Here is a 22,481-nt window from a genome sequence, read left to right on the forward strand (position 1 = left end):
TTAAAAGTAAGCCTCGTAAATTAGTTTTAATGCTAAAAGTATAACCATAGTATTAAATACTGGGCGAATAAATTTGCTACCAAAACGTATTGCTGAATGCGCCCCAAACCATGCGCCTAGCATAATAAAAAAGCCCATTGTTATGCCAAGTAAAAAGTTTACATGGCCGAGTGCAACAAAGGTAATTAAAGATATAAAGTTAGACACAAAGTTCATTGAACGCGCTAAGCCACAGTTGAGTAGCAGGTTCATTTTGTAAAGCATGCCATTAGAAGCAGTCCAAAAAGTACCCGTACCTGGGCCTGCTAAACCATCAAAAAAGCCTAATGCTAAACCTTGTAGCCATTGTTTTATTTTCATCGCTTTGTTTAGTTTAGGAAGTTCATCGCCTTCGGTAGTACTTAAATTACCAAATAAGCTATAGCCAGCAACTAAAATAATAATAATGGGGAGTAGTTTGTTTAAAAAATCGATACTTAAATGATCAACAATAACAGTACCTATCAATGCACCTATTGCGGTAGCAATAATAGAGGCTGCCCAAAACTTAGGACTAAATAAGTTCTTTTTATAGTATGTATAGCTTGCCGTTAACGAGCCAAAACTAGCAGCTAGTTTGTTGGTGCCTAATGTTAAATGTGGAGGTAAGCCAGCAGTTAATAAAGCGGGTACAGTTAACATACCACCGCCACCGGCGATAGCGTCTATAAAACCTGCGGCAAGTGCAACAGCACATAAAACAGCCCAAGTTGTTGGATCGAGTGCGAGTTCAAACATTAATAATCTATTTGTCTTTTAAAAGGTGGTAGGGTGTCGAGCATGGCTTTACCGTATCGCTTAGTCACTAAGCGTCTATCGAGAATAGTAATACAGCCTTCATCACTCTCTTTTCGCAGCAGTCTACCACAGCTTTGTACCAATTTCTTTGCGGCGTCTGGCACGGTAATCGTTAAAAACGGGTTACCGCCTTTGCTTTGTACAAATTCTGCTTGCGCTTCTTCTATTGGCGAAGTAGGTACAGCAAACGGAATTTTAGTAATTATTAAGTTCTCTAAATATTTACCAGGTAAATCAAGACCTTCTGAAAGGCTTTGGGTTCCAAATAAAATACTGCCTTTGCCTTCGTCTACATTTTTAGTGTGTAATTTAAGCAACGCTTCTCGCGACATCTCACCTTGTACTAATAAGTTAAAACCTTTTGTTCTAAGAAACTTCGTTACGTGGTCCATTTGCCAGTAAGAAGCGAATAGTACAAGGTTCGCTTTTTTATCATTTAGGTACTCCGGTAAAGTTTTAGCTAGGTGATCACTAAAGTCTTTATCGGTAGGTTCTACTTTAGATACCGGAATACGTAAAGTGGCTTGTTTTGGGTAATCAAAAGGAGAAGGTACTTTAATAAATTTAACGCCTTCTTCTTTAGCAAGTCCTGTTTCGTAAGCAAAGTGATCGAACGAGCCCAGTGCACTTAATGTAGCTGAACATAAAACAGCGCCCGCGCATTCTCGCCACAATTTATCTTTTAGGTAGTAACCGACCTCGATAGGGCAGTCGCTTAATAAGTGGTCGTGATGGCTTTTATATTCAAGACGTTTTATCCACCGTGCATGGGGAGCACCTTCGCCTTTTTTTGCGTAACTAAACCATAGTTTGTTTAGTTGCTCTAAGCGGTTTATGTATTGACCGCTTTCGCCTAGTATTGGGTCGGCAACGTAAGGTTTTATGTCGCCGTCGCTTACATCTTGGGTAAGGGTGTCGTGCATTTTGTTTAAACAGCGCAGCGCATCTTGCGTGGCTTCGCTTATGTCTTTTGCTTTACTGTGCAGCGATTCTGGAATTTCACCGTGCTCAAAGCGATAAGTATCGTCTTTCGAATATTCAAAGTCAGCATTATCGAGAATATCGCGAACTACTTTTAAATCTTTATTCGCGTCATTAATACTGTCGCAAAGTTTAAAGTTTTGGCCAATGGCTCTTTGCCCCACTAAAACCTTTGCCATTTTTCCGCTAAACTTGGTGAGCTTATCAAGCCATTCTATTGTACCTTTTATTGTGGCAGCAGCTGATGAAAAGTCGCGTGTTATATGTGCTAAATGATGCGCTTCATCAATTACATAAATGGTGTTGTCGGGCTCGGGTAAAATTTTACCGCCGCCTAAGTCTAAATCAGCAAGTAATAAAGAGTGATTAATTACCAGTACATCCATTTGCATTAATTGATTACGAGCAAGCTGAAACGGACACGTTTGATGAGCCTTCATTTGGCGCTGGCATGAATGTTTATCGCACGCTATTAAGTTCCACACTCTATCGGGTACAGTATCGGCCCAACTGTCTCTATCGCCTTGCCATTTTTTATTCACATAGGCGTTATATAGCTCATTCAAACACTTGGTTTCCATTGCGCTCAATGGTGAAGTAAGCGTTGGCATAAAGTCCATTTGTGTTTGGCTATCGCCGTTTACAGCATTATGTAATTTGTGGGCACAAATATAACGATGGCGACCTTTTACTAAATCAAATTTAAAGTCGAGGCCTGAATGCTTTTTAAAAAATGGGAGCTCTTTTGCTATTAATTGTTCTTGCAGTGCAACGGTTGCGGTAGAAATAACTAACTTCTTTTTTTGCGCTAAGGCAAGAGGCAACGCGCCTAAACAATAGGCAAGAGACTTACCGGTACCAGTGCCTGCTTCAATTACGCAAATGCGCTGCTTTTTATGGTATTCGCCAGCAAGTGTTTTTGCTATTTCGGCTACAAGATAATTTTGACTGCTACGAGGGCGATAATCTTTTAGGTTACTAGCCACATGCTGGTGTACTTGCCTAATTGTTTTTTTTAGTGAGTCAGAAAGCATGGGATGATTTACCTAAAGTATGTATATAATTACAGTGCTATGGATTTTAGAGTTATAAGAGTGTAACTACAAGCAGCTTGTTTACTAATTTAGCCTATTAAGCAGTGGCGTTAGATGATTTGCATATTTTTTCCAATCAGTCAGCGCTTCTTTGTAAATTGGCTTACGTACTTGTTCTGAACTGGGAGTTAAAACAGGACGTTGATTATTATAAAACTCATAGCACGCTTGCTCTACTACTAAATTGCAATGTTCAAATAAATCATTAACCGTTTCAGTGAAGTTGTTTATTAAGCTTTCATAATTAATTGTATATATTTCGTCAGGATATACGCTATGCCAATGTCTCATCAGCTTATAATATTCATTCATGTAGTGAGCTAAATCTTCCTGATCGTAGCTATAACTATGGCCTTGTGAAAATGAGTGCTTATAAAGGCTCCATGCAGTCGCTTTTTTATCTCGTTGTACATCGATTATTTTTGCATTAGGGAATAAAGTTTTGATAAGAGCAATATGTTGAAAGTTGACTGGTTGTTTATCAATAAAGTAAGGCTTGTTATTGCGAAAAGGTTCAATGAATTTTAAGTAGCGTTTGGCTAATGTTGCCAAGTGCTCTTGAGTCAAACTATTTAGCTTATAAGGTACGTTGCTTTTTATCTGAAGGTTTTCTAACTCTACTGCAATAGAATTGATTTCTGATAATTCATAGCTAGCGTCAACATGGCTATGCGATGCCAGTATTTGCTCAATAAGTGTAGAGCCACTTCTAGGCAAGCTTACAATAAATATTAGCTGGACTTCATTTTCGGTTGAGGTATGTACTGTATTGGCTACTTTTTTGGTTAGGTATTTTTTACAGCGCTCATTAAAGTCATTAGTAATGTAAGGGGTAAGTGACTTTTGTAAATCGTTACTTATTCTTAGCTGCAAAAAGGCATCTTCGTACCTGCTATGTTGTTCATATGCTTTAGCTAAAGCAAAGTGAAGTTGTGCTTTATTTAATTTATTTGAGTCTATTGTTATCTGCTGTTCTAAATTAGCTATATTGAGCTGAGTGAAAGTATATGTTTTTAAGTTTGCTAAGTTCCAATAGGCTTCGCCGATATGGGGAGCTAGTTTTATTGTTTTGCAATAGTACGCAATAGCACTTTGGTTATTGCCAATTATCTTTTCTATGTTTCCAAGTCTTAAATTGCAATATGCGGGGTAATAATTTTTATTTAACAAAGATTGGTAATTTAGAGATGCATTTTTGAAGTCCATCATTTTTACATAGGCAGCAGCGAGTAGACTTTGGGATTGTGGTAGTAAAGTAACTAATTTGGTCGACCTATTATAAAAAGAGATTAGCTCTAAATATTGCTTTGTATTAAATAATGCTTCAATGTGCGCATCATAAGCGGCTGATTTTGTGCTATTTATATTTATATTATGAGAAGTAATAGCCAAATACGTTTTAAAGTCGTTTGCCTGAAAAGCTATTTTACTTAATAACACTAAAACACGGTATTCATTCACTACAAGCTTGAGCAACTCATGGGCAATGTTTTCTGCTGGTTTTAATTCTTTGTTTAATAGATGCTGATTCGCTTTATCTAAACGTTGGTTAAACCAAGCAATCATCTCATATTGTTTAATGGCATGTTGGTATTGCTCTTGCTCTTTTAACTGTCGATGTACTTGGGCTAATACTTGCCAAGCTTGATGGTGCTCTGGTGCAGTTTGAATTAAAGATAATATTATTTTTTTGGCTTGTTGAAGCTTGTTTTGTTGAAGGAGATTATTAGCGTGTTGGATAATTTCAGAAGGGCTCATTGAATGCTCATATTATTTTTTCTTAAGACTAACTTAGAAAGAAATAAAATATAACCTGCTTTACAAATTTTATTTTTGTCGTTTTTTATTACAAGGCTTATTTCATTAATGCACTTAGACTCGGGGTTTATTCTCTCTACAGAAACAGTTGATTCACCTTTGGGCGTAAGTTTTGTTATTTGGCTTTTAACTGAAAAAGGGCCATTAAAAGCAATTAGCTTACCAGAGTCAGTTGTTTTTTTTATCAAGTTAAAGGATAAAGCGACGGTAGAAAAAGTACTGCGGCTCTCAGATGTTTCTTTTGAAATTGTCCCTGTAGAATTAAAAGATTTCCAGCAGGGGACTGTGGCTGGTTGCTACTTTAAATCACTTAAACATTACTACAATGCGTTAAAAGCTCTAAGCGCAGAGGGCATTGTGACATACGAAGATGACATACGCCCTATAGATCGCTTTTTAATGGAGCGATTTATTAAAGGCTCCACATGGGTGAGAGGAGATATTACACATAAAGACGGATATAGGCTGTTAACCAATTGCCAATTTAAAAATAACCCAGATGTAAATCCTAAGTTTAAAACAGTTTCTTTAGACATCGAGTGCAATGGAGAAGGGGTATTATTCTCTATTGGTTTGGTCGGTCATGGCATTGATTGTGTATTAATGATTGGCAGTCCTATTAAATATAGTGATGCAATTGAAGTAATATGGTGTGTTGATGAAATCGATCTTTTACAAAAATTACAGCACTTTATAGCAAAAACAGATCCAGATCTTATTATTGGTTGGAACGTCATTGAGTTTGATTTTTCTGTTCTTCACTCCAGAGCTGAAACTCTAGGTATAGAATTGCGTCTTGGACGTAATAACGAAAAAATAAAATTACGAGTAGGCCATTATACTCGATTAACTATACCAGGAAGAGTTGTTATAGACGGTATAGACACGTTAAAAAATGCGACCTACCACTATGATAGCTTTAGCCTGTCAAATGTAGCTGCTAAGGAGCTTGGTGAGAAAAAGTTCATCAGTTCAAGTGGCCAGCTAGCAGAAATTGAACGCCAATTTAATGATAATAAGTTATCCCTTGCGAAATACAATAGACAAGATTGCGTACTGGTTCTACGTATTTTTAACAAATTAAATTTACTTGATTTTGCTGTTGTTAGGAGTCAATTAACGGGGCTTGAACTTCATAGAATGGGCGGTTCAGTCGCTTCATTTGTTAACCTTTATCTGCCCTTACTTCACCGAAGTGGTTATGTAGCACCTAATTTAGGAGATCATGGCTTAAGTTTTGATAGTCCTGGAGGGTATGTAATGTCTTCAAAACCGGGGTTTTATAAAAATGTACTTGTACTCGACTTTAAAAGCTTATATCCATCAATTATGCGTACTTTTTGTATAGACCCTCTTGGTTTAATTGAGGGGTTGCTCAATCCAAAAGATGCAATTCCAGGATATAATAATGCACTTTTTTCAAGACATAAAAATCATTTACCAGCCCTTATAAAAACTCTATCAATAACAAGACAAGAAGCAAAAGATAGCCAAAAACCTATGTTATCGCAGGCTATAAAAATTATAATGAATAGCTTATATGGAGTGCTTGGTTCTCGGGGGTGTCGCTTTTACGATCCACGTCTTTCAAGTTCAATCACACTACGTGGGCACGATATAATGCAAACCACAAAAAAATGGATAGAGGAGTGTGGGTACAATGTAATTTATGGCGATACAGATTCAATATTCATTACTTTGGATGACGGTTTGAATACGCTTCAATGCGATGAAATTGGTAAACAATTAGCTATTAATATCAATCAACAGTGGGTACAAGAAATTAGTCAGAAGCACGACTTAGAGAGCTTTTTGGAGATTGAATTTGAAACCTTATACAGTCCTTTTTTTATGCCTACAATTAGGGGGAAAACGATGGGCTCTAAAAAACGATATGTAGGCCAAAAAATTAATAAAAATCACAATGAGCTAGTATTTAAAGGTGTTGAAGCAGTTCGAAGTGATTGGACTGAGTTCGCTCAAGAGTTTCAAGTAGAGTTGTTTGAAGCTTTGTTCAGTAGTGACTATAAAATAAGCCTTTTAGAGGAGTTAGTTAATTCTTACTCTAGGCGTTTACAAAATGGAGAATTTGACGATAAATTAATTTATAGAAAAAGGTTAGGACAAAATTTAACTGAATATAAAAAGAATATTCCACCACATGTCCAAGCAGTTAAAAAATATAAAGCCCAGAACCCAAACTTTGAGGTGAAACGAGGGCAAATTATAGAGTATGTTTACACATTTGATGGACCAGAGCTCAGTGATACAAATAAAAGACTGAATTATCCTTTGTATATAAAAAAACAATTAGACCCAATAGCCGAAATGATTTTTAGTGCTATGGAAGTGACGCTATCAAAGAGCACTCAAACCTCTCTCTTTTAAGTTACCGGAAGCTAAAAGTTAACCTTTGTGAATTCAATCCCCCCTTTTTTATAATTTCCCCTAATGCAGTAATGGCACTATTTAATAATGCCAATGTAAATTTTTTGATTTTAAATTGTAATGCTTTAGCCGCGAAAGTGTTGGTAATTAACAATAAGTTAATTTTATGTTGACCACATTGTGTTGCTGGTATTATCATAACGTATGATTACCATTTATTAACAAATGGTAATCAAGCAAAAAATATAAAAAATATAAAGTATTCTGGGAGAATCAAATGTTAAATAATAAAGTTTCAAAAGCAGTTCGCTTAGCGATAGCTTTCGGTACAGCTTCAACAGCTGCTTTTTCAGCAAGTTCGTTTGCTGCTGATGAAGAAAAAGTTGATAAGGTTGAACGAATTGAAGTTACTGGTTCACGTATCAAACGTACAGATATGGAAACAGCTAGCCCAGTGCAAGTAACAACTGCTGAAGAAATTGCTGTTGCAGGTTTTACTCGTGTTGAAGACATGATGAATAGCTTACCGCAACTAGAAGCGTCTAATACTTCTTTCCAATCAAATGGTGCTTCGGGAACTGCAACCCTTGATTTACGTGGTATGGGCGCTCAGCGTACTCTTGTTCTTGTAAACGGTCGTCGTATGCAAGCAGGTGGTATCTACACACAATCAGCTGATATTAACCAAATTCCTGCTGCGCTAATTAAACGCGTAGATGTAATGACTGGTGGTGGTTCATCTACTTACGGTGCAGATGCTGTTGCTGGTGTTGTAAACTTTGTAATGAACGATCAGTTTGAAGGTTTTGAAGTTAATGTAGGTACAACTGCTTACCAACATAATAACGATAATGAATACATGCAAGGCCTAATGGATGATGCTGGCTTTGAATATGAAGAAGGTAATACGGGTCTTGATGGCGCGTCATTTGATTTTGCAGCGACCCTAGGTGGTGCATTTGATAGTGGTAGAGGTCATGCAGTAGCTTACTTTACTTACAACAGACAAAATGAATTACGCCAAGGTGCACGTGATTACTCATCTTGTGCTCTAAATGCTGCTGGTACAGCTTGTGGTGGTTCAGGTAATGCTGTTAACCCTAACTTTTATATCTCAGCTCCTAACGCTGACGGTGTTGTAGACTTTGGTGAAGGCCAGTACGAATACTGGACTCTAGGTCAAGATAGCAGCTTTATTCCTTCAGTTGGTAATACATATAACTACGCGCCAATTAACCACTTTATGCGTCCTGATGAACGTCATACATTAGGTATGTTTGCTAACTACGAAATCAATGATAGCTTCCGTCCGTTCATGGAAGCAATGTTTATGCGTAACCGCACTACAGCGCAGATTGCTGAGTCTGGTACGTTCTTTAATGATAATTACTCAATTGATTTTGATAGCCCATTATTAAATGATACACAACGTGCACAACTAACTGAGCGCTTTGGATTGACTTCTGGTGATCAGTTTGCAACTTATATTGGTAAGCGTAACGTTGAAGGTGGCCCTCGTGCAGACAGCCTTGAACATAACTCTTTCCGTTTAGTATTAGGTAGTAAAGGCGAAATTAACGACCTTTGGTCTTACGAAGCATTTGCTCAATACGGTTCAACTTCATCTTCTTCAGCATATGAAAATGATTTCTTTGGTCCGCGTATAATCACCGCTTTATCAGCAAATGGTGAAGATTGTAGCGCGACTTCTGGTTGTATTCCGTACGATGTTTTTCAGTTTGATGGTGTAACTGAAGAAGCTGCACAGTCACTTACTGGTACGGCAATTTTGAACGGTGTTACTGAGCAATTGATTGTAAGTGGTTTTGTTACTGGCGAATTCGATTTCTCACTTCCATCTTCAGAGTACCCAGTTGCTGCAGTATTTGGTGCAGAGTATCGTGAAGAAACATTCAGTAGAACAGCTGATGAAGTATATGCACAAGGTCTATTACTAGGCCAAGGTGGTACTACTAAGAGTTTAAATGGTGGTTATCAAGTACGTGAAGTGTTTGGTGAGCTTAGCCTACCAATCGTTGAAGATTTACCGTTAGTTGAAAGTTTACTTGTTGAATTAGGCTACCGTTGGTCAGACTATAGCACTTCAGGTGCTGAGCCGACTTATAAAGTGGCAATGAACTGGGATGTAACAAGCGATTGGAAAATTCGTTCAAGCTACAACCGTGCAGTTCGTGCAGCAAACAATGGTGAGCTATTCGCTCAACAAAGCACTGGTTTATGGGCCGGTACTGATCCATGTGCTGGTACACCAAGCCTAACAGCTGCTGAGTGTGCAAATACAGGTGTTTCTGCAAGTCAGTATGGCAATGTAGGTAAGAGCCCTGCGGATCAATATAATGCTCTGTTTGGTGGTAATCCAGATTTATCTCCAGAAATCGCTGATACTATTACTTTAGGTGTTGTTGGTAACCCATTTGAAAACTTCAACTTCTCAATCGATTACTGGGATATTGAACTTGAAGACGCGATTGGTAATATTGACCCAGAAATTCTAGTTACACAATGTGGTAAAAGCGGCGCGGCTGTATTTTGTGATAACGTAGACCGTACACCTGGTAGTGGTAGCCTTTGGATTGGTTCTGGCCAAGTTGTTGCTACAAATACTAACTTAGGTAATATCCATTACGAAGGTATCGATTTAAGCGCAAACTACGATATGGAAATTGCTGAAGGTACATTAAAAACTAGTATCATTGGTACCTACATGTTAACTAAGGAATTTGATAATATTCCTGGTGTAAGTGAAGTATTTGACTGTGTTGACTCATTAGATAACGGTTGTTTCCCTCAACCAGAATGGCGTCACGTTGTATCTGCTAGCTACGACACGGGCAGCTGGTGGAGAGCTACTGCTAAATGGCGTTTCTTCAGCGGTGTAAACGATTACACTGGTGCTGATACATTAGTACAAGACGACGGTATTAGCTCACAAAGCTATATTGACCTTAAAGGTACATTTACTATTAATGATTACACGTCTTTATTAGTAGGTGTTAACAACGTTATGGATAAAGAGGCACCTCTAGTTGGTGGTTCATTATCAACAAACGCAAATGCTATTGCTGGTTACTACGATTCGTTAGGTCGTTACTTCCATGCGAGCCTTTCATTAAAATTCTAATTTGAATTAATTAATGTATATTAAGCGAGCTTAGGCTCGCTTTTTTTATGGGGAAAAAATGAAATCGGTAAAAGAAAGTTTACTGTTTGCAATACAGCAATTGAATAGTGGAAAGATTGTGGCAGGAAAAGCAACCCTAGAAGGTTTATGCGACAACCCTGAAGTTAATGAGCAAGCTTTAGCTGTATTGTTTAAAGTAGCTATGAATGAAGGAGATTTACTAAAAAGTAAGGAAGTTTGTAGAAGACTCATTTCAATAGCCCCCAAAAAATTCGATTATGTAAATACTCTTTGTCAGTTATATGCCGCCAGTAATGAATTCTCTTTAGCAATAGACTTACTTAAAAAATACACTGAAATAGTACCGGATAGCGCAATGTCATATTTTCAATTGGGTGAAATGGCAAAGAAAGATGGCAAAGGTATTCTTGCAAGTACATCTTTCTTAGCAGCTATCGAGCTTGGTTACCACGATATATATACCGCTTATGTGGAGTTAGCATCCGTCTACTCTGAGCTTTTAATTGATTATGGGACTGCGACTAATTATTTACAGCAGGCAATTACAGTTGAACCAAATAAAATTAATGCCTATTTTAATCTTGCTAATATATATGAGCAGCTTGGTGATAAGCAAAACTGTTTAAAGAGCTTTAATCAGGTATTAAAGATAAATCCTTTATATGGTCTGGCGCATGCGAGAATTGCTGATATACAAACATTTAATAAAAAAGAAGCGTTAGAATACGAACTAAAAAGCCTATCTATTTTAGAAGCTACAGAAGATGATGTGTTAAAAGCTGATATGTATTATGCGCTTGGGAAAGCTTTTGACGATAGCAAAGATTATGAAAAATCATGGTCTTATTATACTAAAGCCAATAGTTTTAATCGAAAATATATCCCGCAATACAACAGAGTTGATATTGAACATAAAGTAAGTAGCACACTAGCAAGAGAGCTTAGTAACGTAAAAAGTAAGACTGGCGATATTGTTCCAATTATTATTTGTGGCATGTTTAGGTCTGGTTCAACCTTAATAGAACAAATAATTTGCACTTCTGAGGTGATTAGCAATGGAGGAGAGATTGATTACTTGCATAAGCAACTATTCAATCTAATTGATAAGCCTAAAGTGCTGTCAAGCACGGTTAACTCAACATTATTTCAGCAAGGTTATGAGAAAGAATTAAAGTTAAGAGCGGGAAAAAGTAGTCTTGTTACTGATAAACGGCCTGAGAACTACTTATACATTGATATAATTAAAATGATGTACCCTGAAGCAAAAGTTATTTGGACACAGCGCGATATTAGAGATAACAGTTTATCAGCTTACTTTCAACATTTAGGCCCAAGTTTGAATTATGCGACCGCACTGAATGATACAGTGCACTATCATAAAGCGCAGCAGCGTGTTAAAGCACATTGGCTAAAAAAGTATCCTAATGATATTTTTACAGTCAATTATGATGAACTTGTTTCAAAGCCCGAGGGGGTATTATTGCCTCTGTTCGAATTTTTAGGCGTAAAATATCAAGGTGAAAGCGGTTTATTTCATCAACAAAAAAATATTGTAAGTACTGCTAGTGTTTGGCAGGTGAGAAAGCCTCTTTATACATCTTCATCGGGAAGATATAAAAATTTCAGTAGGTATATTAAAGAAAGCTTATCTATTTCTGATTTTGAAGAGTTTAATAATGTATTAGATTAATCACTGAGAGTATTCAGCACTCAATAGAGCGCTGAATACAATTTAATTATTTAGTGGGTAAGTCTTTTATTTTAACACTACTACTATTGATTTTTTTCTTGAGACGAAGCTTATTAATTTTGTCTAATACTGCAGGTGAAAAGCGAGATTGAGAGCTAACTTTAGAGGATAACATATCGCTTAGGAAGCTAAGGTTCATAGCGCCTGCACCAGGCACGTTACTATTGGCTGCTACGGCATTGAGTAAGGCCGCTTTGTTGGTGGCATTACCCTCACCAAATGAGCGCTCAGTGCCGTATATGTCGGTTACATTCCAGTCCTCAATAGCTAGAATTAATTCTTCCGAATCTTCTACTTGTGAGTTAATAGAAGAATCAGAATAGTTTAAAATATGCTTTAGTAGATCGTTCTCAAAGTCAGGAAATAAAATTTTTGCTTGATCATAAAAAATAGAAACGCTTAGACGATTTCTTTTAACTTGAACGCCTCGGTTGGAGTTTACAAACTCTTCAGCATTACCTGAAAGTTGTTGATATACCTTATCAGCTGTGTAAGCTTCGTTACGTAAATTCGGACTTCCGATTATCCCTTGATAGAAGCCATACATTACTATTTTCTTATTCCCAAATTTCTTAAAAACGATATCATGTTGAATATTATTAAGTGACAAGGTATGACCTGAAACATTTATAAATTTATCGTTTAGTATTGAGTTTTCACCTTCGAGTAATTTTTTTGCATTTCTAACTGGGTAATGTTCAATTAACTTTTCAATAATGGCTGTATTATATAAGTTTAGCCAATAAGCTAATTGCTCATCTAAGGTTAATGCGTTTAAAGGGACTTCTTCAGGTACTTTTTCTAGGCTTTGGCGAATTACTTTAAAACCTAGCTTAATATCCGATTTTACAACTTCTTCGAAATAAAAGCGGTTAGCCTCTAAAGCCGTATCTCTGTCTCTATTAGATCGTAACCTTGTGCCATTACCTACTATTGGTTTTAGAATAGTCCTATCAGATAAACCCATGTCAATAACGGTTAACTCTAGGAGTTGGTCTAGGTCTTCATAAGATATGCTTATATCCCTATTTAAGCCAAAATCTGAAAACTCTTCGGGTAAAGAGAATTCTTCAGCTTTCACTGGAATAAAAACAATAGCGATTATAAGTAGCAAGCATTTTATCATGATCAATCCTTTGTTTTTGTTTATTTTTATAGCACTAGTTTGAATTTCAATCAACTAGATTAACCAATTGGCATAATATCGCTAGGTATTGTTAAGCGTGGTCTATCGCTTTTAAGCTCATTTGTGCCATGCCAAATATAGCTAGGAAAAATGATAATTTGTCCACTTTCAGGGCATATCTCGCGATCTATTGATTCTCTTTTTCCTAGATCAAGACATGTTTCTCCTAACTTTAACCAGCCATTTTTAAGTGGATCATTTTTACTCATTTCATCAGGTATAGAAATATAGCTGGGTGCTGACAACCAACCGTGAGGATGAATATGATTGGCATGATATCCTCCATTTTCTAGTTTTACTGACCAGCTGCCTTTGGCAGTAAAGTTTAGGCTATTTCTTGCCGTTAATGGGTGCATACTATCTGCTGGTAAATCATTTAAGTAAGTAGATATACATGACTCCATTGACTGCTTAAATAATGAGAGTAACGTATTTGAGCGATAGAGTAAGTGTCCTTCAGTTTGACTTCCTCTTCGAACACTTTGATCAAGCGGGTCTTGTTCTTTAGTGTGTAAAGTAAGTAATAGTTCCTTGAGATCTTTCTCAAAAGAGTCAAACGACTTGTAGCCTTTAGGCGTAGGTAGAGCCATTGTTTTAACAAACATATCGTAATTAGTTAACCAATGATATTTATCGTCTTTAGCTAAGCGCCAAGCTGTGGATAAATAAGCCCAGATTTCTTGATTAAAAGGGTTGTGTTTAACTGCAGTGTTTAAGTGCAATATTGCTTTTTTATATTCAAAATTTTCAATACAGTAGTTTGCCAAATCTACACTATATCTTGCTGATTGGGGAGCCTGTGATACAAGCTCATCTAATATAATGAATGCTTTATCACTTTGCCCATGCTTACCTAAAATGATGCCATGAGCATGTTTTATGTCTAAGTTATCAGGGAAGAGCCTAATTGCTTGTGAAGATACATCAAGGGCTTGATTAAAATCTTTAAAATGTAAAAGCTGAGCTAGTTGTGATTGAACTAGTTGTGGGTTTTTAGCATGATTTAAGAATGTACTATTGTAGGAGCTCATAAGGGCTGATTTGTTTGCACGATCCCAGTATAATTTATTTAAACACTCATGCGCAGGTATATAGTTAGGAGCCTGTTCAAGACATCGTTTTAAATACTGCTCACAGAGCTCAAACTTTAGTAAATCATAGTAAGTACAGCCAATCAAAAAGTTAACCTCGGGGCTATACTTGTTCTGCTTATCGCTTAGCATTAAAAATATATCTAAAGCATTGTCGAATTTACCCATATTGCGAAAATTACAAGCACGTTTATATTTAAATAAAAATTGATTTTTTAAATCGGCAGGTAAAGAGAGGTGATAGCTTTCAACTAATTCTAAGTCACCCAAACGTTCTAGTAATTCAAGCTTTAACCAGTGATATCTCTCTTTTAAGGTTTCATCAGATACGGTTTTAGAAAGTTCCTTTTTTGCTTGTAACAACTGGTTGGTTTTGATCAAGCTTTCTATAAAATTCAGAGATACCTTTTTGCTTAATGCCAAATACCTTGTGTTTTTTAAAAAGTTTAAACATAACGAATGTTTAGCAGTTCTGCACAGCAAGTTTGTATAGTTTTCAATTAGAGGGAGGGATGAAGGAAACTTATTTATTGCGTAAGAATATGTTTGTTCGGCATTTTCATTTTGGTTAAGTGCGCTATATGTAGCGGCAAGTAAAATATACCAATCAACAGTTTTAATATCACATTTGTTTAAAAAAAGAATAGCTTGGTTATATTGGCGTGAATTATAAGCAGCGAGCGCAGAGTTAAGAAAGTTAGACATAAAACACCCTATTTTTCGTACCATGTTAACAGGGTGTTTTTTAAAGTTAAATAATAAAATTTATTAAAGGTCTTTTATTTTTACAGAGCCACTATTATCAGTTTCTTTTAGCTTGAGAGCTCTAATTTTTTCGAGCATTTCTGGAGAAAAGCGGCCAAAGTCCATCGTTTTCTCCGAAATAGAATTAGATAAAAAGCTTATGTTAACAGCACCTAGTCCTGAACCTGCGCCATCAGCTCCTATTGGTTTTGATGAGTTATTTGCAACAGCATTGAGCATGGCGGCAGGATTTGTTGACGCTGCGCCACCAAACTTTCGCTCTGTGCCATAAATATCAGTGATTCTCCAATCTTCAATACCTATTTTAAAGCTCTTAGCATATTTTATATCAGAGCTCATTGGCGGGTTTGCATAGTCTTTTAGGTGCTCTCGTAAATCTTTTTCGAAGTTTCCGAATAATGGTTTAACTTGCTCATAATACTTAGAGGCATACAGGCGATTTTTTCGCTTGATACTAGTTCCTCTATTTGAATTGACGAATTCTTCAGCGTTTTCAACTAATTGATGATAAACCTTGTTTCCTTTATATGCTTCGGCACGAATGTTAGGACTTCCTATATTTCCTTGATAAAACCCATACATAACTATTGGTTTTTTTATACCAAACTTTTTAAAAACAATATTTTGTTGTATGTCGTTTAAAGAAAGTTTATGGCCAGCAACATTTAAAAACTCATCCTTTAAAATTGAATTGCTGCCAAAGAGTAAATCTTCTGTATCGCGAATAGGATAGTGTGTGATTAGTTTTTCTAACATGGCTGTATTGTAAAGGTTTAACCAATAAGCAAGTTGCTCATCAAGGCTGAGTTCGTTAAGTGAGATTTCATTTGGCAGACTTTCTAGGCTAACTCTAATCTTATAAAAACCGTCTTTAATCTCTGATTTTGTTACTTCTTCAAAGAAGAAACGATTTGCTTCTAATGCTGTGTCGTTATTTTTATGCGACTTCATTCTTGTACCGATGGAGGCTTGAGAATTTAGTTTGGAACGATCTGATGCTCCAGTATCAATTACAGTAAAACTTAGAAGAGTATCTAAGTCATCATATGAGACAGTAATATCTCTATTTAAACTAAAATCTGAAAATTCTTCCGGAAGTTCTTTTAAGTCAGCGAAAGCCGAGAATGAGATAGTGAGTATTAAAATACATACGAGGTGAGTTTTCATAGCAATTCCTTTGTTTGTTAGGAACACCATAATCTACAAATGTTAATTCACTTTCAAGTTTTGCTTACATTTAATTTCATTTTATTAGCATAACTCCAAAAAGTGGAATATTGCTCTTTAGTTAATGGTGATAATATCGCAATGTGTTAGTTTTTTGTTTCTTTAAGTTGTTGTAAATTAATGTGTTTTTTCGTTGTCAAAGTGTTGACCTTTTGCTCGAGTTGGGCCTACTATTCAAACCGAAATAGGTACTGTGATTAATTGCAGACCGTTTTGAAAACAAAATAATTAAAAAATATTCTAGGGGTAATCCAATGTTAAATAATAAAATCTCGAAAGCGGTTCGCTTAGCGATAGCTTTTGGCGCGGCATCTACCGCAGCTTTTTCTGTAAGCTCTATGGCTGCGGAAAAAGAAAAAGTTGAACGTATAGAAGTAACTGGATCTCGCATTAAACAAGTTGATATGGAAACATCATCACCAGTAACTGTTATTACAGCTGCAGATCTACAATTATCAGGTGAAGCATCAGTTGCTGATGTTTTAAATAACACTTCTGTAAATAGCTTTGGTTCTTGGCGTGGTATGTCAGGTTACGGTAACGGTGCTGCAGCAACAAGTAATATAAACATGCGTGGCCTTGGGGCTGAGTACACATTAGTGTTACTTGATGGTCGCCGTATGCCTGGTACAAGTTCTTCTTCAGGCGCAGCTGCGGATACTTCTCGTATTCCAATGGCGATCGTAGAAAGAATTGAGATTCTTCGCGAAGGTGCTTCTGCTGTATATGGCTCAGATGCTGTTGCAGGTGTTATTAATATTATTACAAAAAAAGACTTTAACGGATTAAGTTTTTCATATGATACTGAACTACCTAGTGCTGAAGGTGGTGATACAAATCGTTTTAACGTAAGTACAGGTTACTCTGGTGAGAAGGGTAATATTACATTAACTTATGAATATTATGATGCTGAATCAGTATTCGATAGAGATATTTGGAAATTAAATGATGAGACTTATGCTGATTATTCGTCATTTAGCTCAGTTCCAAATGGTAATGGTGCTAGTGGTTGGGTTACAAGCCCTACTATGTGTGCAGAATCAAATAACACGGTTGATGGAGGCACTCGTTGTTTATATAACTATGGTGCAGTAACCAAGTTATTTGGTGATACTACTCAGAACTCAATGCTTTCAAATTTCAATTATGAATTCACTGATAACTTAAAGTTCCGCGGTCGCGCGAGTGCATCACTTTCTGAAACTGATTCTCGCTATGCAGGTACACCAGTATCTACAAACCAACCAACTATGTTGGCTGATAATCCTCTAAACCCTGTAGGCGAAGATTTAACTCTATACATGCGCTCAGCTAACATTGGTGAGCGAGATACTCGTACTGAAATTAATAGTATTGATTTCTTGGGTGGTTTAGTCGGTTTTGTAGATGTTGCAAATGGTATTGACTGGGAATTTAATGTACAACACAGCCGTTCTACAACTAATTCATTTAATACAAACCTTATAAATGATGATGTTGTTCAAAAGCTAGTTGATAGTGGTGAGTATGATATATTTAACACATCAGGAATGAGCTTTGCTGACTGGGATAGCAGCATGAAGGATTTGTATGGTCAAGCTGCTCATACAGGTGTATATCAAGCTCGTTTTACAAGTACTCAATTTGATACGGTAGCATCTACATTATTGTTTGATAATGGTGATGTTTCTATTGCTGGTGTAGTTGGTGCTGAATTTGAGCAAGTAGAATTTGAACAAATGAGCGACCCTCAATCGGCCTCTGGTCGAGTGTCAGGTGGTTCAGGTGGTGATGATGTTAATGCAGAGCGTGACAGAACATCTGTATATTCAGAGCTACAAGTAAACTTACCATACAATGTTGATATTAAAGCAGCTGTTCGATATGACAAATACGAGCAAGAAGGTGACGTTGGTTCACAATTTGTATCAGGAACATTCGATAACGTTGCCCCTCAAATTGGTGTTGCATGGCGTCCTTCTGATGCGCTATTAGTTCGAGCTAGCTGGGGTGAATCGTTCCGTGCACCTAACATGGGCGAAATGTTCTCTAGTCAGGCATTAAGCTTCGAAAAAGCTTACGATACAATTTGGTGTGATACGCAAGGCAATGCAGGTTCTGATGCTATTTACTGTAACCCAAATGCTTCACAGCAACATAAGACTTGGTTTGGTGGTAATCCAGATCTTGAGCCAGAAGAAGGTGAATCATTTACAACAGGTTTTGTTTGGAATGTAACAGATGACTTATCTGTAGAGCTTTCTTACTATAATATTAAGTTAGAAAACAGAATTGCAGCTGTAAGTGTTGAGCGCCTATTAAAAGACGAGCAAGACAATGGTTCTAACCCTGCAGTAGTTCGCGATCCAAACACAGGTCGTATTGATGTAATGTACAGCTTTGACCAAAATATGGCGAGTTTAGAAACGTCAGGTTTTGATTTTAAAACAGCTTATATGTTTGAGTCTAGCATTGGTAATTTCGCTCTTAAAGGTGAGCTAAGTTATGTAAGCGACTTTGAAGAAGTAACAGAAAAAGGCGCTGATGCGTTTGATTATGCTGGTCTGCAAGAGTACCCAGAGCTTCGTGGTAATGTTACCTTTGATTGGACAAATGATGCATTTGGTGCAGCATGGACTACATACTACATAGGCGACCAAGACTCAGGTAATGAAGAGTATGGTGTAACATATTTAGCTGATATTCCAAGCTATATTAAACACAATATCCAAGTATCATATAACCATGAATGGAATGGTAAGTTTGTACTAGGTGTGAACAATGTGTTTGATAAAGAAGCACCACAGCTAAACGATGGCACTAGAGGTTACCGTGACGCTTCAACATCATTATATGATGTTTTAGGCCGAGCTGTATTTTTAAAAGTTGAACAAAACTTCTAAGAATCGTTTATAGATTATGTTTCGTCTTTAATACGTTGACGATTATAATAAAAGGTCAGTTGCTTATGCTTCTGACCTTTTTACATTTGGTTTGCTATTTTATCTTCAAAATTTAGATTATGGGTTGTATGTACTTACTGACCCACTTAATTTTTAAGTTTGTTACCTTGTAATTTCCGATGATATTCACCTGACACTAAGAATAGATAATGTGGCTTTCTTAATTGAATCGAAGTAATGATATTTGCAAATTACATATAAGTTCTTAGCTGCTTTATTGTACTGAAAGTTGGGATTTATTATTCAACGGATTAGTAGTGTTTTTTATCGACTATATGTTTTTATAAAATGAAGTTCCCTTATACATCGACAATTTATATTAAATTATTCCTAATTTAATAAGGTAAGACTAATAGCGTATATTTAATAGAGAGATTATTTAGTTTATATCTTGTAATAGTCATTCCTGAGAAATAGCCTTATACTAAAAAAGAATATTTAAATAATTCCTATCACACAATTTAGCGAGATATAGATGAAAGAAGTCCGATCTTTTATTAAAACAGCATCATTAACAGAGCTTGAAAAAGCTCAACAGCTTATCAATGATGCAATTTCAAAATATACCCAGCAGCAAAAAGCGAAACAGGAAGTTTTGGATCTTTTAAAAGAAAAAGGACTTACGCTAGAAGATTTACAAGATGGAGCATCAGACAAGCGCACCAAAGTTAAGCCTAAGTACCGCATGGAACTTAATGGTGAGACTATTGAATGGACTGGCCGTGGCCGTCGTCCTAAAGCGTTTGAAGGTGTTGAGCTTGAAAAGTTTTTAGCTTAAAGCTAAATATAAGAGAAGCTTCGGCTTCTCTTTTTTGTTTACCCCTCAATAAAATATAATTAAAGTTTAAAACTCCCAGCTATTATTTGCTAAAATCTCCTCACTTGAACCTATTTGTTTTCCCATGAGCTATAAACTAAGACCTTACCAACAAGAAGCCGTAGAACGCACCGTTTTACACTTTAGAAAGAGTAATGATCCTGCCGTTATTGTACTACCAACCGGCGCAGGTAAGAGTTTGGTTATTGCTGAACTTGCCCGTATAGCTAAGCAAAAAATATTAGTGCTTGCTCATGTAAAAGAGCTGGTAGAGCAAAATTCACAAAAATATAAAAGTTTTGGCTTAGAGGCGAGTATATTTTCAGCAGGCTTAAAAGAAAAATCATTAAACCATCAAGTAACCTTTGCCAGTGTGCAATCACTTTCTCGTAATTTAAATAAATTAAATGAGCATTATTCATTACTTATTATTGATGAATGCCACAGGGTAAATGGGGATAAAAAAAGTCAGTACGGTAAAGTAATAAACAGTTTAAAAGAGTATAACCCTCAGTTAAAAGTATTGGGTTTAACAGCAACACCTTATCGGTTAGGAATGGGGTGGATATACCATCACCATTATCATGGTTTTGTTAAAGGTACTCAAGAAAGTCCGTTTAAAAGTTGTATTTTTGAATTGCCGCTCAGGTATATGATCAAACATAATTATTTAACGCCGCCTAACGAAGTTGATGCAGCAATTAGCCATTATGATTTTTCGTCCTTAGATAGCAATGCATTTGGGCAATATACGACTGATGACATGAATGCGCTTTTAAAAAACAGTGAGCGCGCAACGCAGGCTATATTACAGCAAGTAATTCAATACAGTGAAAAGCGCGAAGGGGTTATGGTTTTTGCCGCCACGGTAATGCATGCCCAGGAAATATTAAGCTACTTGCCAGCTCATCAAAGTGCACTAATCACAGGTGATACGCCAAACACTGAGCGCGATAAAATCATTAAGCAATTTAAAGCTAAGCAATTAAAGTATCTAGTTAATATATCGGTACTAACAACCGGCTTTGATGCGCCACATGTCGACTTTATAGCTATTTTAAGACCTACAGAATCAGTTAGTTTATATCAACAAATTGTGGGGCGAGGTTTAAGGTTATCTGAATCAAAAACGGATTGCTTAGTAATAGACTATGCTGGCAATGGTTTTAATTTATTTCACCCAGAAGTAGGTGATAAAAAAGGCGATAGTGATAATGAACCTGTGCAGGTACTTTGCCCAGGTTGTGGTTTTGCGAATATATTTTGGGGCAAAACAGACTCCACTGGCAAAGTAATAGAGCACTTTGGCAGACGTTGTAAAGGGCTGTTAGAAGACGATGATGGGCATAAAGAGCAGTGCGATTATCGTTTTAGGTTTAAAGAATGTGAGCAGTGCGGCGTCCAAAATGACATTGCTGCACGTAAATGCCATGATTGCGGCGCGGTAATGGCCGACCCTGATGATAAGTTACGTAATGCATTAAACTTAAAAGACGCACTTGTGCTTCGGTGTAGTGGGTTATCGGTTACTCAAATTAAAGATGAACTTATTAAAGTAACGTATTTTGATGAAGATGGCGCAAGTTGCGATGAGGTATATAACCTCGCAAATAAGGGCGGGCAATTTATATTTAATAAGCAATTTGGTCTACGAGTAGGACTTGGACAAACACCTATTAATTTTAAAACTGCAGCGCAAGTAGTAAGCGCACAAATTGAATTAGTACCACCAGATTTTGTTATTGCACGAAAAAGCAAAAAGTATGGTTGGAAAGTGGCTGATAAGCTATTTGACTATAAAGGCAATTTTAGGAAGGCAAATCAGTTAAGCCGTTAAGCTTAACTGATAGAGTACATTGAACTAATACAATTAAAAGGCAACTAAGCCTCGTCACCGTCCATTAATCCCCAGCCGTCACCGTATCCATTAAAGCTATTAGCAATGCTTTCAATGTATTGCTCAGCTTGTCCTAAAAGGGTGTGCTCTGGCACCATTTGTACTTGAGTGATTACTTCCCAAACGCCAGTGTCTTTACATTTTTCAAGTTCAGCCTTTTGAACTAATGCATCAGAGACTATTTCTTTAGCAAATTTTTCAGCATCGGCTTCTTGTTCAAATAAAATAAAAAAATCGACTTGGTGCATTTTATTTAAATCAATGCCAGCAGCGGCTATTTCGGCTAAAAGTTGGCCGTTATCATCATCAGGGAATTGCATTAAAAACTCATTTAAAATTAATTTTTTATTCGTAGGCACTATTGTAACTAAAATATTGTCTTAACGCGTACTAATTTTAATTATGCTGATACTTATTCAAAGTTAAATTTACGCGTTAGATTGTCATTAAGTTAATGTGTTGCTCATTATGGCTATGCTAATATGCGCGTAATCAGCCAGTTTTATGTAAGATATTAAAAGTAAG

General features: G+C 36.6%; 13 protein-coding genes. 6 read left to right on the forward strand and 7 right to left on the reverse strand.

What is annotated here, in order from left to right; genetic code table 11:
• The 3 genes from AC5NT5_RS05930 to AC5NT5_RS05940 all read right to left on the reverse strand — a co-directional run bounded on the left by AC5NT5_RS05930 (position 1) and on the right by AC5NT5_RS05940 (position 4,670).
• Positions 1–777 (reverse strand): sulfite exporter TauE/SafE family protein, encoded by a 777-nt coding sequence (locus AC5NT5_RS05930; RefSeq protein ID WP_002958254.1) that lies wholly within the window; start codon positions 775–777, stop codon positions 1–3.
• Positions 777–2,852: an ATP-dependent DNA helicase DinG gene (gene dinG, locus AC5NT5_RS05935; protein WP_197120673.1), complete on the reverse strand. Its 2,076-nt coding sequence runs from the start codon at positions 2,850–2,852 to the stop codon at positions 777–779. Before dinG ends, AC5NT5_RS05930 begins: the two co-directional genes overlap by 1 nt.
• 84 nt (positions 2,853–2,936) lie before the next feature.
• Entirely contained in the window at positions 2,937–4,670 is a 1,734-nt protein-coding gene (locus AC5NT5_RS05940; RefSeq protein ID WP_494514263.1) for a tetratricopeptide repeat-containing sulfotransferase family protein, read from the reverse strand.
• A gap of 108 nt (positions 4,671–4,778) precedes the next feature.
• Here AC5NT5_RS05940 and AC5NT5_RS05945 point away from each other — a divergent pair, with 108 nt between their 5' ends.
• The 3 genes from AC5NT5_RS05945 to AC5NT5_RS05955 all read left to right on the forward strand — a co-directional run bounded on the left by AC5NT5_RS05945 (position 4,779) and on the right by AC5NT5_RS05955 (position 11,971).
• Positions 4,779–7,118, forward strand: a complete 2,340-nt coding sequence (locus AC5NT5_RS05945) for a DNA polymerase II (RefSeq protein WP_494514262.1) — start codon at positions 4,779–4,781, stop codon at positions 7,116–7,118.
• Positions 7,119–7,395: 277 nt separating this feature from the next.
• Positions 7,396–10,260 (forward strand): TonB-dependent receptor domain-containing protein, encoded by a 2,865-nt coding sequence (locus AC5NT5_RS05950; protein ID WP_494514261.1) that lies wholly within the window; start codon positions 7,396–7,398, stop codon positions 10,258–10,260.
• A gap of 58 nt (positions 10,261–10,318) precedes the next feature.
• Positions 10,319–11,971 carry a tetratricopeptide repeat-containing sulfotransferase family protein gene (locus AC5NT5_RS05955; protein ID WP_494514260.1) on the forward strand — a complete coding sequence of 551 codons (1,653 nt, stop codon included), beginning with the start codon at positions 10,319–10,321 and terminating at the stop codon, positions 11,969–11,971.
• 46 nt (positions 11,972–12,017) lie between these two features.
• On the opposite strand, the gene AC5NT5_RS05960 is transcribed toward AC5NT5_RS05955, so the two are convergent.
• The 3 genes from AC5NT5_RS05960 to AC5NT5_RS05970 form a co-directional block, all read right to left on the reverse strand.
• Positions 12,018–13,211 carry a DUF547 domain-containing protein gene (locus tag AC5NT5_RS05960; protein ID WP_494514259.1) on the reverse strand — a complete coding sequence of 398 codons (1,194 nt, stop codon included), beginning with the start codon at positions 13,209–13,211 and terminating at the stop codon, positions 12,018–12,020.
• Positions 13,212–13,216: 5 nt separating this feature from the next.
• The gene (locus AC5NT5_RS05965) at positions 13,217–15,013 is read right to left on the reverse strand and encodes a 2OG-Fe(II) oxygenase family protein (protein ID WP_494514258.1); all 1,797 of its coding nucleotides are present in this window, start codon (positions 15,011–15,013) and stop codon (positions 13,217–13,219) included.
• Positions 15,014–15,076: 63 nt separating this feature from the next.
• Positions 15,077–16,240, reverse strand: a complete 1,164-nt coding sequence (locus tag AC5NT5_RS05970; protein ID WP_494514257.1) for a DUF547 domain-containing protein — start codon at positions 16,238–16,240, stop codon at positions 15,077–15,079.
• 314 nt (positions 16,241–16,554) lie between these two features.
• Here AC5NT5_RS05970 and AC5NT5_RS05975 point away from each other — a divergent pair, with 314 nt between their 5' ends.
• From AC5NT5_RS05975 to radD, 3 genes are all read left to right on the forward strand, one after another.
• Positions 16,555–19,182 (forward strand): TonB-dependent receptor, encoded by a 2,628-nt coding sequence (locus AC5NT5_RS05975; protein WP_182674426.1) that lies wholly within the window; start codon positions 16,555–16,557, stop codon positions 19,180–19,182.
• 535 nt (positions 19,183–19,717) lie between these two features.
• Positions 19,718–20,020, forward strand: coding sequence for an H-NS histone family protein (locus tag AC5NT5_RS05980; RefSeq protein ID WP_002958250.1), 303 nt, complete (start codon positions 19,718–19,720; stop codon positions 20,018–20,020).
• Between the two features lie 124 nt (positions 20,021–20,144).
• Positions 20,145–21,896 (forward strand): DNA repair helicase RadD, encoded by a 1,752-nt coding sequence (gene radD / locus AC5NT5_RS05985; protein WP_494514256.1) that lies wholly within the window; start codon positions 20,145–20,147, stop codon positions 21,894–21,896.
• A 44-nt stretch (positions 21,897–21,940) separates the two neighbouring features.
• On the opposite strand, the gene AC5NT5_RS05990 is transcribed toward radD, so the two are convergent.
• On the reverse strand, positions 21,941–22,276 hold the full coding sequence (locus AC5NT5_RS05990) for a ribonuclease E inhibitor RraB (RefSeq protein WP_002958248.1): 336 nt from the start codon (positions 22,274–22,276) through the stop codon (positions 21,941–21,943).
• Between the last annotated feature and the right edge of the window lie 205 nt (positions 22,277–22,481).

It is taken from the genome of Pseudoalteromonas sp. J2K-J599 (assembly GCF_059295115.2).